The 14,113-nt window shown below is 56.3% G+C and carries 12 protein-coding genes; 6 read left to right on the forward strand and 6 right to left on the reverse strand.

What is annotated here, in order from left to right; all coding sequences use genetic code 11:
- Window positions 1–36: 36 nt before the first annotated feature.
- From FIL88_RS07325 to FIL88_RS07335, 3 genes are all read right to left on the reverse strand, one after another.
- Window positions 37–1,296, reverse strand: coding sequence for an MFS transporter (locus FIL88_RS07325; RefSeq protein WP_142853102.1), 1,260 nt, complete (start codon window positions 1,294–1,296; stop codon window positions 37–39).
- 92 nt (window positions 1,297–1,388) lie between these two features.
- Window positions 1,389–2,450 carry a tRNA preQ1(34) S-adenosylmethionine ribosyltransferase-isomerase QueA gene (queA, locus tag FIL88_RS07330; RefSeq protein ID WP_142853103.1) on the reverse strand — a complete coding sequence of 354 codons (1,062 nt, stop codon included), beginning with the start codon at window positions 2,448–2,450 and terminating at the stop codon, window positions 1,389–1,391.
- A gap of 36 nt (window positions 2,451–2,486) precedes the next feature.
- Window positions 2,487–6,170 carry an AsmA-like C-terminal region-containing protein gene (locus FIL88_RS07335; protein WP_185960873.1) on the reverse strand — a complete coding sequence of 1,228 codons (3,684 nt, stop codon included), beginning with the start codon at window positions 6,168–6,170 and terminating at the stop codon, window positions 2,487–2,489.
- Between the two features lie 156 nt (window positions 6,171–6,326).
- On the opposite strand from FIL88_RS07335, the gene bcp reads away from it, so the two are divergent.
- The 4 genes from bcp to FIL88_RS07355 all read left to right on the forward strand — a co-directional run bounded on the left by bcp (window position 6,327) and on the right by FIL88_RS07355 (window position 9,764).
- Window positions 6,327–6,812, forward strand: a complete 486-nt coding sequence (bcp, locus tag FIL88_RS07340) for a thioredoxin-dependent thiol peroxidase (protein ID WP_142853105.1) — start codon at window positions 6,327–6,329, stop codon at window positions 6,810–6,812.
- Window positions 6,809–7,681, forward strand: a complete 873-nt coding sequence (locus tag FIL88_RS07345) for a ferritin-like domain-containing protein (protein ID WP_246066638.1) — start codon at window positions 6,809–6,811, stop codon at window positions 7,679–7,681. The genes bcp and FIL88_RS07345 overlap by 4 nt, the downstream gene beginning before the upstream one ends.
- 258 nt (window positions 7,682–7,939) lie before the next feature.
- Window positions 7,940–9,259 (forward strand): M23 family metallopeptidase, encoded by a 1,320-nt coding sequence (locus tag FIL88_RS07350; RefSeq protein ID WP_142853106.1) that lies wholly within the window; start codon window positions 7,940–7,942, stop codon window positions 9,257–9,259.
- On the forward strand, window positions 9,249–9,764 hold the full coding sequence (locus FIL88_RS07355; RefSeq protein WP_142853107.1) for a bactofilin family protein: 516 nt from the start codon (window positions 9,249–9,251) through the stop codon (window positions 9,762–9,764). The genes FIL88_RS07350 and FIL88_RS07355 overlap by 11 nt, the downstream gene beginning before the upstream one ends.
- Before the next feature lie 73 nt (window positions 9,765–9,837).
- Here the strand turns inward: FIL88_RS07355 and FIL88_RS07360 are convergent, their stop codons facing one another.
- Window positions 9,838–10,626 (reverse strand): DUF2189 domain-containing protein, encoded by a 789-nt coding sequence (locus tag FIL88_RS07360; protein WP_142853108.1) that lies wholly within the window; start codon window positions 10,624–10,626, stop codon window positions 9,838–9,840.
- A gap of 324 nt (window positions 10,627–10,950) precedes the next feature.
- Between FIL88_RS07360 and FIL88_RS07365 the strand changes: the two genes are divergently transcribed.
- Window positions 10,951–11,691, forward strand: coding sequence for a lytic murein transglycosylase (locus FIL88_RS07365; RefSeq protein ID WP_246066670.1), 741 nt, complete (start codon window positions 10,951–10,953; stop codon window positions 11,689–11,691).
- A gap of 124 nt (window positions 11,692–11,815) precedes the next feature.
- Here FIL88_RS07365 and FIL88_RS07370 read toward each other — a convergent pair whose 3' ends face one another.
- On the reverse strand, window positions 11,816–11,998 hold the full coding sequence (locus FIL88_RS07370) for a hypothetical protein (RefSeq protein ID WP_142853110.1): 183 nt from the start codon (window positions 11,996–11,998) through the stop codon (window positions 11,816–11,818).
- Window positions 11,999–12,085: 87 nt separating this feature from the next.
- On the opposite strand from FIL88_RS07370, the gene FIL88_RS07375 reads away from it, so the two are divergent.
- On the forward strand, window positions 12,086–12,913 hold the full coding sequence (locus FIL88_RS07375; RefSeq protein ID WP_142853111.1) for a LysR family transcriptional regulator: 828 nt from the start codon (window positions 12,086–12,088) through the stop codon (window positions 12,911–12,913).
- 56 nt (window positions 12,914–12,969) lie between these two features.
- Here the strand turns inward: FIL88_RS07375 and prfB are convergent, their stop codons facing one another.
- Window positions 12,970–14,097, reverse strand: coding sequence for a peptide chain release factor 2 (prfB, locus tag FIL88_RS07380; protein ID WP_142853112.1), 1,128 nt, complete (start codon window positions 14,095–14,097; stop codon window positions 12,970–12,972).
- Between the last annotated feature and the right edge of the window lie 16 nt (window positions 14,098–14,113).

A 14,113-nucleotide genomic window follows, 5' to 3' on the forward strand; every position in this document is an offset into this window, starting at 1 on the left:
TAGCGGGACAGGGGACTTCTGCAAGCCCCCCCCGGATCAGCTCTCGTCTTCGTCGCTGGCCTCGGCTTCCTCTGCCCAGAACTCTTGCGCCATATCGACCGCCACAGGCGAGGTCGCAGGCGCCATCGTCACATATGCACCGGTATCTGCGGGCGCTGGCGCAGAACGTTGGGTCGACCGCCACAGGCCATAGGCCAACAGGGCCAGCAAAAGGACGGCCATGTAGGACCAGAACCCGCTGGGGCCGACAACGCCCATGACCCAGCCCGAAATAATCGGTCCGGCGATTGCGCCGATCCCATTGATAAAGATCAGGCCAGCCGACGCGGCGGGCATGTCGTCCGGTTCAAGAAAGTCGTTCACATAGGCCAGAAGAAGAGCATAGAGCGGGTTGGTCATCCCACCCATGATGAATGCAGCAACCAAGAGAACGTCATAATTCGACGACAGCAGCACGGGCAGGAAACCAGCCATAGCCGCGACGGCCGTCACGATCAGGATCAGGACGCGGCGATCCATGCGGTCTGAAATCCAGCCAATTGGATATTGCAGCACCAAGCCACCGATATAGAAGGTCGACACAAATCCAGAGATCTGCGCGACGCTCAACCCTGCCTGCTGGCCAAAGACCGAGGCCATGCCAAACTGAGCCGCAAACACCCCACCAAGAAGGAAGAAGCCGACACATCCCAATGGGGAAATCGTGTAAAGCTCGCGCAGGCTTAGACCTTTGGTCGTTTCAAATGCGGGTGTCGGGTTGATCGACAAAAGGATCGGAGCAAAGGCGATGGACACCAGCACCGAGGGAATGATGAACAAGATAAAATCCTGCGGGTCACCGATCACCAACAGACCTTGTGCCGCGATGATGCCTACCATCTGCACAAACATGTAAAGAGACAGCGCTTTCCCACGGTTTTCGTTGTCAGCCGCGTTGTTCAGCCAGCTTTCCGCCGTGACATACACGCCAGAGAAACAAAATCCGACCACAACGCGCAGAAGCGTCCACGCGATCGGATCGGTCATTGCCGGATACAGAATAAGCACAGCAGAGATGAACGACCCAAGGGCCGCAAAGACTCGCACATGCCCAACGCGGCGGATCATCACCGGCGCCATACGCGACCCAAATAAGAAGCCTGCGAAATAGCCGGACATGACCAAAGACAGTTCGAAGGTTGAAAACCCTTCCAACCCGCCACGGATTCCCAACAGCGTGCCCTGCACCCCGTTGCCGACCATCAAAAGCATAACGCCCAACAAAAGCGCCCAAGAGCTTGCAAGTACCTGAAGCATCGCTGTCTCCGAAATCCCGAGAGGTTCAGTCTAGACCGGAGATCCCAGGAAAGATCGCTTTTTCGCGACGTTGCAGAGTCGTGTTCCGGCCTTCAGGTCCCGTCAGGCAGCAGAAGCGAACTGTCCCCATAAGAGAAGAAGCGATATTTCTGGGAAATCGCATGATCATAGACTTGGCGCATCCGATCCTGCCCCATCAGCGCCGAGACAAGCATCATCAGCGTGGATTTGGGCAGGTGGAAATTGGTCATCAGTCCCGAGGCAATCGAGAAGTTGAAACCAGGTGTAATGAAGATGTCCGTTTCACCTGTCCAAGGCGCAATCTGCCCTTTCGCAATAGCCGCGCTTTCGATCAGGCGCAGCGCCGTCGTGCCAACGGGGATCACCCGCCCACCAGCGGCAAGGGTCGCGTTGATCTGATCCGCTGCGTTTTGGCCGACCTCTCCCCATTCGGCATGCATCTTGTGTTTCGAGATGTCGTCGACCTTCACCGGCAAAAACGTGCCCGCGCCAACATGCAAGGTCACATGGGTCAATCCAACGCCCATCGCGGCGACCCGCGCCAGCAAATCGGTGTCAAAATGCAGAGAGGCCGTCGGGGCCGCAACAGCGCCGGTATTGCGCGCGAACACCGTTTGGTAATCCTCGTTATCCTGCGCATCTGCCGCACGTTTGGCTGCAATATAGGGCGGCAAGGGCATCTTGCCGGCATCCTCGATTGCGGCGCCAAAGGCGTCGCCCTCCAGATTGAACCGCAACACGGCCTGATCGTCGTCTCGGCTAAGGAATTCAGCATTCAGCGCGTCCGAGAAGACAATCACATCGCCCTCTTTCAGCTTGCGTAAGGGCTTTGCCATCGCATGCCACCGACCTTGTCCGTCGGGCGACAAAAGCGTCACTTCGATATGGGCAATCCCCTCGCCCGGAGCCTGCCCCGGTCGCGTACGCGTCCCAAACAGCCGCCCCGGGATGACTTTGGTATCGTTCAGAACCAGCCGGTCGCCCGGGCGCAGCCAATCGGTCAGATCCCCCACATGGGCGTCAGTCAGGCAGTCCGCAGTTGCAACCAACAGACGGCTTGCCGTGCGCGGGCGTACGGGGCGGGTCGCGATCAGCTCTTCAGGCAGATCAAAGTCAAAATCACTAAGCTTCATGGCCGCGCACATAGGTCCGATCCGACGAAAGGTCAATCATTGCGGTTTCGGCGGCGGTGAGCGGCGGAAGATATCTCGGAAGATGCCTGGAGTTAGGATTGACAATGGGTTGACCAAAACCTTGGGTGCCGAGGGAGTGCCGCCCAAATTGTAATTGAATCCGACAAGCCCCTCGCCGCGGCGGGCAAAAATCCGCCCCGCAGAGTTTACAATATAGAAGGGTGAGATCACGCCCTGCATCTCCATCTGCTCAGAACCGAGGAAGTAATACCCATCCATGGAGATCCCCATAGAATGGCCTGAAGCAGAGCTTTCATAGATGGTTACTTTCTCTGGATCCAAACGGAAACGCGCATCCACATCGGTAAAGGTGATACCTTTTCCACCCAATTGTTGCAGTAACCCAATTACGGATATTGCGGATAACAATTCTGCCATGGCTGGTGCATCGTGGATGTCTATATCATCTGTGATGGTAAGGCTGCCATCATAGACCCCTTTACCACCGGTGGGCGTCATAACAAGCACAAGCTTGCCATTGCGTGCAGATTTGAACAACCCGGCTTCACGCAGTACAGCGCCCGCATCCCCAGATTCAATTCTGAAGGCAGTGCCATTGTTTTGGCGAGCCGCAACGCCTTGAATTCGAGGTTTTCCGGATACCCGACCTTCGAACCGGCCAGACAAACCGCCTGATTTCGCTGTCAGGTTCGCCTTGAACGGGGCTAGGATGATACCTTCCGAAATCGTCAGCCGATCCAGATTTAGGTCAATCGGTATTTGGCCATGCGTCACGCCACCGCCCTTGCCAGAACCGACCGTTGCCCTTCGCATATCCATTGAGCCTCCGGTCACATTCACCGCAACGGGGATGCCCGCGCCACGTCCGGTCAACGTGACCTGCGCATCCAGCCATCCACCCAATTTCACCCGGTCGAATACAGCGGTATCTAATCCGCCATCCGGCTGTACCGAGACACGCCCAGCTGCGGATAACCCCGGCGCAGTCAACACCATCTGATCAACCTGAGGCACAGTGCCAAGATTGGCGGTCAGCGTGATCTTCCCATCTGTTTTTCGGGACTTTACCCAGCCCAACGCAGGGATCGACAGGCCGACTCCCTTCAAGTCTCCCTCAAGAGACAAACGCGGCGCAGCGCCCTTAGCCAGATCAATTCTATAGCTGCCGCGGCCCTCACCGCGCACGCTTCCCGACGGCAGTCCCACCTTGAACACGTCCAGCGCTTCGGCCCCCAAAGGAAAGGTACCGAAGACTGTAGAGTTTTCCGCGGCTTGACGCGCATGAAGTGGCAGTTCCCAAGTGCCTGACACTGACAAACCGGAAAGATCGCCCTGCCCTTTGAGCGAAAGCAACGTATCCGTGACACGCAAAGAAGCCGTCGGCAAACTCAGTTTATGCCCTCGAACAATTTTGTCAGTTTCAACATTGCGAAGTTCGCCGTCCAAATTATATGTGATCTGATCCCGCTCGTCCCCTGACTGCATCAGAATATCGACATGCCCACGAACTGTCGCATGCCCGGTAACCATATTTGGCCCGAACTTAACCTCGCTTGAACTGAAAACGTCAAAAGGCTTAGCATTCAGCAAGTGTAGAACAGCTCCTAACTGGCCAGCGACGGCCAAATCGACCTCGGCTGGCACTGGTGGGTCGAGAGTGCTTGGCGCAGCATCCACCCGCTTCGGCTCTTCCAGTTGCGGAATGGTGAATTGCGTACCCGATATATCCAGCACCCCAGCGACCTCTCCCTTCGCATTGCGCGGGTGCACAACCCCACGATCAGCCACGACGGACAAACGGCGGCCTTCGATCACCAAACGGCCGGCAGCATGTTCGATCGGCTGCATTTTCTTGACCGCGTGAATAGTCATATCTTGATAGGAGGCGGACAGATTAATCTGCGCAGGAGCGGACCCGTATTTACGCCACGCGACCGAAACGTCGCGGAATTTCCCAGAAATCACGTTCTGGCGAATCCACGCGCGCGTTTCCGCACCGTACTTTTCCGGCCAGAGGGCAATAACTTGTGCTGGAGAAACCTCATCAGCAACACTATCAAAACCGAGCGACCACCCGTCGCTATTAGCCGAGATCCGGCCAGTCCCTGCGATGTGCCGCTCTTCATGCGTAACATAGGCGTGCCCGATCGTGATCTCGAACGGATCAAGCCGTAGACGGAAATCCCCGCCGCCATCGCCCAACAAAACCGTTTCTTCAAACAGCTCGGAAGGATTAAGTTCGGCTGCCGACAACTGGATCTGACCAATTAGTTCTGTCGGCCAGCCATCAGACCAACCACGTAGATAGGCATGCCCCGCAGCGCTGGCCTGCAGCCAGTCTGACGACATCGCCATTTCAGAGAAATCCATACGCTCGCGCTCGGGATCGTAGTCGATCTGGACGCGCCCGCCATTAAAGCGCACGGGCTCAACCCCTGTCCCAGGCGACAGCCCCCCTGCGCCGAACTCCAACACACCAGCAAGATCCGAAATCGCACCGTCTTCGTCTACAGTCGTTAGCAACTCGCCCGAGATCGGGGCATCCACAACCCCGAGAAAGGTCAAAAGGGGCGATTGCGCGGCAATGTCTGCAGACAATGCGTTTTTGAACCGCGCTGCGAATTGGGCGGCGGAACTATCTTTGGCACTACGGAACTCCAGCACGGTCTCGGCCAGAGTTTCGGTCTGATTGAAGACATCAAATGACAACGACATTGTGACATGCTGTTCGTCTTGAGTAATCACCAGCGCACCGTCGGTGACCTGCCAAATCCGCCCCGTACGTGCGTCTTCTAGCGTAATGGTCAGCGCATCGGCCCGAATTTCACCAGTCTGCGACAGCGCACCTTTTTCAAAGACCCGGTCAATTCCATCCAACATCGAGGCAAAATCGCCGCTTGCGCCAATACCCTGCCCAAAGCTCAGTGCGAATCCGCCGTCGGCTTGCCGCCGGACTGTGATCTGTGCACCCGTTAGGGCCAGATTTGCAGGCTCGATCCGACCGGCCAGCACCGGCCAGACCAACACTGAGCCCTCCACAGCGTTCAAACGACCAATTTCAAGCCCGGTTTCGTCGCGCACCCCCAAATCAACTAAACGCAACCGTGGCCGTCCACTTTCAGCCACACCCAGTTCGATCCGCGACAACGACAGGCCTATCGCGTCAGACTGCGCATTCAGCTGCGCTTCAACTTTACGCGCCACCCAGTCCGGTAGCGTGACGACACGGCCAGTTGCCGACATGGACACGAGCGCCAGAAACAAAGCGGTGGCTCCAAACAAGAAAACCGTCCAGATACCCAAACGACGCTTCAGCTTTCGCGGTGTTTTGCGCTTTGGCACAATCGGCTCGGCATTCGCAGGCGCATCAGGCACATCACGCGAAGGTACCAGCTCTAAACTGACCGCATCCGCATCGAAGCTTCCGGTTTCTCGAAGCCGTGGGGGACTGCGGCCCTCCATGCCCGCTCCGGTCTCAACCGCAAGCGAAGCTTTTCGTGTGCGCCGTCGGCGCATCAGTGCGCGTTCCAACAATCCGCGTAGGGGCATTCTTCGGACGCTTGATGCAACAACTGCAGCTTCGGCCTGTTCGGCCGTCATTTCATCGGGCCTACCCCGTCTAAGCGACACCGAATCCAGCGCCCCTCCATTCCGAGGCACATCTGTCAGGTCATCATCTGGCGCGTTGTCATTAGTCATTCTGCCTGTCCGACCGGCCTTGCAGCCCCCTGTAATTTCGATCATTCTGCCCAAAACACCGGAACGGTGAAAGACCTGAATGCGTGCTTATGCCTGGTTTTCCATGCACAAGCTTTGCAATGGCTCTAGCGGCTTAACGGAAGGAATTCCAGAAACATGACCCAAACCTTGCCGTCAGTTGGCGACATCGCGCCAGATTTCACCCTTCCGCAAGACGGCGGCGATCCGATCAACCTGTTAGACCTCGCAGGCGGTCCCGTCGTTTTATTTTTCTATCCGAAAGACAACACCCCTGGCTGCACCACCGAAGCGTTGGACTTCACCGCATTATGGCACGAATTTCAATCCCTCGGCGTGCAGGTGCTGGGCGTCTCTAAGGACAGCCTGAAAAAGCACGAGAACTTCCGCAACAAACACGCACTGGCCGTTCCGCTTTTGTCAGACGCCGAGAGCGACGTCTGTGAGCGCTATGGTACCTGGGGCGAGAAGAAAAACTATGGCCGTACCTATATGGGCATCACCCGCACCACCTTCCTGATCGGTGCAGATGGCCACATCGCGCAGGTCTGGGAGAAGGTGAAGGTCAAAGGGCACGCTCAAGAGGTGCTTGAGGTCGCGCACGAACTGGCAAAAACCACATGACTGGCATTCCCAAACCACTGGCACAAATGGCCAACGATGTACTGCGCACCGCTGATGGGCACGAGAAGACTGCGCTGGCCCGAAAATACGCCGCGGCTTGGTTTGCTGCGCGCGAATCTGGGCAGATTACCTCTCCACTTCAGGATCGGGATGTTATCATCGGTCAGGTCACGCCGCCGGATTTCCCCGCCCGCCCCGATAAGCCCGAACTGAAGGACCCGCGCGATGTTCCGCGTCGTCGCCCCGGATCACGCCCCGGTCAGGTCGCGCTGCTGCACGCAGTTGCGCATATCGAACTGAATGCGGTGGACCTGCACTGGGATATCATCGCACGCTTTTCTGACACATCTATGCCGCTCGGATTCTATGATGACTGGGTGAAGGCCGCTGACGAAGAATCAAAACATTTCAATCTTGTATGTGATTGCCTTGAAGCATTAGATAGCCACTATGGCGCGCTTACTGCGCATGCCGGCATGTGGCGCGCGGCCGAGGATACCGCGACGGATTTTCTGGGGCGGCTGGCCGTCGTGCCCATGGTGCTTGAGGCACGCGGCCTGGACGTTACTCCCGGCATGATCGACATCTTCCGTAAAGCCGATTTGCACGACACTGTGGCCGCGCTGGAAGTCATCTATGCCGAAGAAGTCGGCCATGTCGCCTATGGTTCGAAATGGTTCCACTTCCTGTGTGGCCGCCACGAACTGGATCCGAAAGAGGCATTCCACAACCTGGTGCGCACTTATTTTCACGGCGCGCTAAAACCACCGTTCAACGACGAAAAGCGCGCCGAGGCGGGATTGCCGCCCGATTTCTATTGGCCACTAACAAATGAAGAACCGGATCGGCAGCGTGGCACACCATCATAGAACCCGCTTAAGGCGAAATTACCACTTACAACATCACCAAATGTAGTAGGTCAGGAATACCCGACCACACCTTGCACACCCCAAAAGGTTAAGATCGGCAGAAATCTGCCCGTTTCGCAGCGGCAAGTTAATGAATTTCCCAAATTTTCTTGCGTGAAGAACAGCTCCGCGTTAAGCACCTCGGGTCTGCTGGCACGCCGTTAAGAGCGAACCAATGCCGCAAGACAGGGACAAAGGGAAGACACTGGGAACTGCACATTGCATAACCGCTTGATCACCAAGACCAACCATTTGCTCGAGCGGGCGTTCCCCGAGCAACACCTGTTTCTGAGATCGGAGGACGGGACCCGGTTCATTCGGCTGTCGCCTCTGACGCAGGCCATCGGTTGGACCGGTTCCGCAGCGTTCTTTGCTTGGTCGATCATCGCGACCGCCGTCCTTCTTATGGATTCCATCGGATCAGGAAATCTGCGCGATCAAGCGCAACGCGACAAGCAGCTTTATGAGCTGCGCGTCCAAACTTTGTCCGATGAACGCGACGCCCGCAGCTCAGAGGCAATCGCCGCACAGGAGCGATTTAACCTCGCCCTGTCTCAGATCTCAGTAATGCAAAGCGAATTGCTGGCCTCGGAAGAGCGCCGCCGCGAGTTGGAAACCGGGATCGGCGTGATCCAGTCAACATTGCGTCGCACCATTGGTGAACGAGATCTGGCCAAAGGCAGCTTGGAAGATGTCCTGGCGGAAGCACGTGAAAATGCAGAAAATGCGTTGACTGGCGCGACAGCCGCCGCCGATAACGCGACCCTCACCTTCATGACCGAAGAACTGACCCGCACAGCGGCCGAGCGCGATAAGGTCGCTGCCAACGCAGCCGAGGCCGAGAGGTTCGCTCAGGACATGGTGTACGAGGCGCGTCTGCGCGAAGAGCGCAATGATCAGATCTTCCGTCAACTGGAGGACGCTGTTTCGATCTCGCTGGAGCCGCTGGACAAGATGTTCGCAAAATCCGGTATGTCGGTCGATAGTATTTTGGGCCAGATTCGTCGTGGCTATTCCGGTCAGGGCGGTCCCCTGACCCCGCTCATCCTATCCACCAGTGGCGGTGCCCCTGACCCGGATACGGAGCGCGCGAACCGCATCTTAGGCGAGTTGGATCGTATGAACCTCTATCGCATTGCGGCCCAGAAGATGCCCTTCGGCATGCCAGTAAAATCCGGCTTCCGATTTACGTCGGGATTCGGGAAACGCTGGGGTCGGATGCATAATGGTACCGATTTCGCAGCCCCCATTGGCACTCCGGTCTATGCGCCGGCCGATGGGGTCGTAGTACATGCCGGATGGTCTTCGGGCTATGGCCGGCTTATCAAGATCCAGCACGAATTCGGCGTCGAAACCCGCTATGCCCATCTGTCACGTATGACCGTGCAGAAGGGACAAAGGGTCTCGCGTGGTGAGAGAATTGGTGATATTGGAAACAGTGGACGCTCGACTGGCCCGCACCTTCACTACGAAGTGCGCGTGGGCGGACGTCCGATCAACCCCATGATCTATATCAAGGCAGCCCGCGATGTTTTCTAAAAGCAAGATCAATGAGCCTGGCCCCAAAGCTGGCGGACAGGATAGCAATACCACGACGGCACCCGCCGCCGACAAACCGGCAATCCCGCCGAAGGCGTCGAACCCGCCTGTGCCGTCTTCGACCCCGAAAGCTAAGCCACCCGCGTCGACCCTATCCTCAGACATTGTCATCAAAGGCGACGTCAAATCGACAGGCGATATCATCGTCGAAGGCACCGTTGAAGGCGACATCCGCGCCCACCAACTTACCGTTGGCGAAGGTGCAACTGTGCGTGGCGAAGTTGTTGGTGATGACGTTGTGATCAACGGTCGCATCATTGGCCGCTTGCGTGGTCTGAAGGTTCGACTGACTGCCACGGCACGTGTCGAAGGTGACATCATCCACAAGACGATCGCCATTGAAAGTGGTGCACATTTCGAAGGCTCGGTTCAGCGTCAAGACGATCCGCTTTCGGGAGGCTCGAAAAAGATAAAAACCGCATCCCCTGCGGCCGAGAAAGCCTAGAATTAGCTATCAGAATACCTAATGCAAAGGCCGCCTCTTGGGCGGCCTTTTGTTATCTGAGCGGTACGCCGGATTAATCATCAAATGACATAACCTTGCGATACAGATGCCATGTTGCGTGCCCAAGCACAGGCAGCACGATGAACAACCCTAGGAACAGCGGGATCATTGCCAGCACCATCATGAAGGTGATCATCGCCCCCCAAAACAGCATCGGCACCAAGTTCTGCAAGACCGACTGGAAGGAATAAATCATGGCCGAGATGAAATCCATTTCGCGATCAAGCAGCATCGGCAGGCTGCACACCGTCAGCGCGAAGGCCACAAACGCCATCGCGCCCCCTACCGCACTGCCCACGGCCAGCATCGTTATCCCGTTCGAGGTCAGCAAGGAATCCTGCCAGTTCGACGTGATATTCGTCATGGGCTGAAGCCCCATAAACAGCATGAACACGATATGCGCCACGAAGATCCAAAACAGGAACCCCATAATCAACACCATTGCGATTGAGGGAAACTGGCGGTCCTTCTGGTTGAAGACAACGCCAAGAATCTGCGCCCAGTCTAAGGGTGTTCCGTTCCCCAGACGGCGGCTGACTTCGTACAGCCCAACCGCCAGAAACGGCGCAAGAAAGGGAAAGCCGAAAGCCACCGGGATGATCCAATAGCTTTGCCCCATCACCTCGAATTCAAGAAACAGCACAATTCCGCCCAGCACGAAGAACAGCGCAAAAAACAGCCCAAACGCAGGGGCCGTTCTGAAATCCTGTAGTCCTGATTTAAAAGCTGACAGCACATCCGATATGGAAATGGATTGAATATTTGGGGGCGACGAGGCCTCCAAAGTGGTTGCGTCAGACATAGTTCCTCCCTGCACGTGTATTTTTGTTTTTTTCGCGCGTAGAGGAAGTGTTGCGATTGAAGTTGCATCCGTCAAGTTCATGAACGCGTTAATCTTAGCTGCCAAAGATGTTTGGGGATGCACGTTTCGGCAAACCAATAACGGGAAACGACTGGGACTTGACCCGGATAAAGCAAACGGGCTTTGGTTGGACAGGGCCTGAACAAGCCGGTATCGTATTGAATACGTTGTGCCAATCTATTGTGTGACAAGGATATTGATATGCCATTTTTTAGAAAAATCTTCGCCATCGGATTTACCATCTGCCTGACTTCTGGGGCGGCGATGGCTGCCAAATGCGGAAACACTTCCTCGGGTTTCGAGGCATGGAAAGCCAGCTTCGCGAAGGAGGCGCAAAGATCAGGCGTTGGAAAACGCGGCCTTCAGGCACTGGCTGCGTCCAAATATTCCAGCGCCACGATCAGCGCGGACCGGAACCAAAAATCTTTCCGCTATTCTCTGTCCAAATTCATGCAGATCCGCGGATCCGCCACGATCGAGGCACAAGGGCGCAAGCGTCTGGCCAAGAACCCAAAGTTCTATGCCTCACTCGAGAAACACTATGGTGTTCCGGCGGGCGTCCTGCTGGCCATTCATGGTATGGAAACCGGCTTCGGAGGCTTCATGGGCGACACGCGTGTCGTCTCGGCCATCGTGACGTTAACCTATGATTGCCGCCGTTCAGATTTCTTCAAACCGCACGCGATTGGCGCATTGAAATTGGTGGATCAGGGCATGATCACCGGGAACACACGCGGCGCGAAACATGGAGAGCTTGGCCACACCCAGTTCCTGCCCGGCAACGCCTATAAATACGGCGTCGATGCTTCGGGCGACGGGCGTGTGGACCTGTACAATCTAGCAGACGCGATGGCGACCACCGCAAATTTCCTGCGAAAGAACGGCTGGAAGCCCGGAAAAGGCTATCAAGAGGGCCAACCCAATTTCCGCGTCATCAAGGAATGGAATGCCGCGACCGTTTATCAGCAAGCAATTGCAATCATGGCTGCGAAGATCGACGGGTAGATACTTTAAGATCGGCACAAGTGTAGGCTGCCCCTTCTTGATACCTAACCGCAGAACTAAGCGTACTATGAGCAGCGGCCCGAGATAACGCAATCTGGACCCCTGTTCGTGGCGCACACGTCACTTACGTGCGTCGACCAAAGCGCAAAGATATCGAACGCCAGATTGTCTGCCCAAAGTCATAGATCCATTCGACGACAATGAAAATGGCACGCGGCCCCGGCCCGCCTAGCTCTTCATAGAACGCATCCTCATCACGCGGAGGATGCAGGCTGAACAATCGATCTGGGGTTTTGAGGTTTTTCACGGGAAACTCGGGATCAGTTCACTTGACCAGAACACTCTATCCACGGAAGATCACCTCATAAATGATCCATAATGAAAGCATCATTTCATGAATGAAAAGGCTATAAACTGGAATGACCTATCCCTTTTCTTGGCTGTAGCACGCGCAGGCGGCCTGTCGCCTGCAGCCGCGGCAACCGGCAAAAGCGCCGCGACACTGGGCCGGCGTATGCTCGCGCTGGAACGCGATATCGGTCAGGATCTGTTTATCCGTCATGATCGTGGCTATAGCCTTACACAGGACGGTCAGGCGCTGCTGAACAGGTTGAAAGACGTCGAGGTCAGCCTCTCCGATCTTGGCCCCAATTCGGTGGGCAATGCATTACCCACAGTTAAGATCTCGGCAGGGACATGGATGACCCTGTTTTTGCTGCATCACATGACGTATGTCGCTGGCCCGGCTTACGACACGCCGCTGCGCTTCGTGTCGACAGAGAAGACCTTGGACTTACCTCACCGAGAAATCACCATTGGATTTCGCAGCAAACGCCCGACCCAGCACAATCTGGCCGCACGAAAGTTTCAACGCGTGGATTTTGCACCATATGCCATCTCTGGTGCACCGGACATCTGGATCAAAACACTGACCACCACCGCATCCTCGCGCTGGTTGCAGCAGCATGTCGGAGACAATGCAAGTTGCGAGGTCAGCCACCCCCGCAACAGCCTTGATTTGGCCCTATCCGGCCATGGAATTGCACTGCTTCCAACCTTCATTGGAAAGCTCTACCCTGAACTTCTGTGCGTCGGGGATACAATCGAAGAGCTGTCAAATGACCAATGGATTGTAACGCACCAAGACGACCGACACCTACCCGAAGTTCGGCGGATCATCGATCGCCTCCACCAGCTGCCGAAGACCGGCAGGCAAGGATAAACGGTTACGACATGCACTTTGGTCGGGCGGCAGGGCCCGACAGCAGGCCCGAAACGTTAGTCTTCAGAATTGGCCTCGGCGCGAGATTTACCGGCGACATCTTGTGCCAGAACTGCGGCCATGAACGCATCCAAATCACCGTCCAGAACACCCTTCGTGTCCGAGGTTTCATGCCCAGTGCGCAGATCTTTCACCATCTGATAGGGCTGAAGCACATAGGACCGGATCTGGTTGCCCCAACCAGCATCACCCTTGTTTTCGTGGGCGGCGTTGATGGCCTCGTTTCGGCGATCCAGCTCCATCTGGTACAAGCGCGATTTCAGCGCCTTCATGGCGATGTCGCGGTTTTGGTGCTGCGACTTAACCGAGCTGGTTGTAACGATCCCGGTCGGGATGTGCGTGATCCTTACGGCCGAGTCCGTTGTATTCACGTGCTGGCCACCCGCCCCCGAAGACCGATAGGTATCGATGCGGATGTCCGAGGGGTTCACCTCGATCTCGATATTATCGTCGACCACTGGATAGACCCAGACCGAGCTGAAGGATGTGTGGCGCTTGGCCGCCGAGTCATAGGGCGAAATCCGCACCAAGCGGTGCACGCCGCTTTCCGATTTCAGCCAGCCATAGGCGTTATGCCCGGAAATCTTGTAGGCGGCAGATTTAATGCCCGCCTCTTCACCCGCGCTTTCCGACTGAAGCTCGACCTTATAGCCCTGTTTTTCGGCCCATCGAACATACATCCGCGCCAGCATCGACGCCCAGTCGCAGCTTTCCGTACCGCCCGCGCCCGAGTTAATTTCAAGGAATGTGTCGTTGCTGTCGGCCTCGCCATCCAGCAAAGCTTCCAGCTCGGCTGCTGCGGCTTTTTCGACCAGCGCTTTCAGACCGGCCTCAGCCTCAGAGACAACCTCGTTATCGTCTTCCATTTCGCCCAGTTCAATCAGGTCGATATTGTCCTGCATGTCCTGCGCCATGGATTTATAGCTGTTCACGCTGTCCAGCAGCGACTGACGCTCGCGCATCAATTTCTGCGCACGCTCAGGGTCGTTCCACAGGTCCGGGTCCTCAGTCATCGCATTGAATTCCTCAAGACGATGTTCTGCCGTCTCCCAACCGATCCGCTGACGCAGCAGCGCCAGCGACTTTTCGATTGCGTCAACGTTGTTCTGAGCCTCTGCCCGCATGGGTCATTCCCCTGTC

Source organism: Aliiroseovarius halocynthiae (assembly GCF_007004645.1).
In the GTDB taxonomy this organism is placed as follows: Bacteria; Pseudomonadota; Alphaproteobacteria; order Rhodobacterales; family Rhodobacteraceae; genus Aliiroseovarius; species Aliiroseovarius halocynthiae.

Bases quoted from the DNA above. Each gene is read 5' to 3' on its own strand.
- FIL88_RS07325 (WP_142853102.1), bottom strand. From the start codon at position 1,296: ATGCTTCAGGTACTTGCAAGCTCTTGGGCGCTTTTGTTGGGCGTTATG.
- queA (WP_142853103.1), bottom strand. From the start codon at position 2,450: ATGAAGCTTAGTGATTTTGACTTTGATCTGCCTGAAGAGCTGATCGCG.
- FIL88_RS07335 (WP_185960873.1), bottom strand. From the start codon at position 6,170: ATGACTAATGACAACGCGCCAGATGATGACCTGACAGATGTGCCTCGG.
- bcp (WP_142853105.1), top strand. From the start codon at position 6,327: ATGACCCAAACCTTGCCGTCAGTTGGCGACATCGCGCCAGATTTCACC.
- FIL88_RS07345 (WP_246066638.1), top strand. From the start codon at position 6,809: ATGACTGGCATTCCCAAACCACTGGCACAAATGGCCAACGATGTACTG.
- FIL88_RS07355 (WP_142853107.1), top strand. From the start codon at position 9,249: ATGTTTTCTAAAAGCAAGATCAATGAGCCTGGCCCCAAAGCTGGCGGA.
- FIL88_RS07360 (WP_142853108.1), bottom strand. From the start codon at position 10,626: ATGTCTGACGCAACCACTTTGGAGGCCTCGTCGCCCCCAAATATTCAA.
- FIL88_RS07365 (WP_246066670.1), top strand. From the start codon at position 10,951: ATGGCTGCCAAATGCGGAAACACTTCCTCGGGTTTCGAGGCATGGAAA.
- FIL88_RS07375 (WP_142853111.1), top strand. From the start codon at position 12,086: ATGAATGAAAAGGCTATAAACTGGAATGACCTATCCCTTTTCTTGGCT.
- prfB (WP_142853112.1), bottom strand. From the start codon at position 14,097: ATGCGGGCAGAGGCTCAGAACAACGTTGACGCAATCGAAAAGTCGCTG.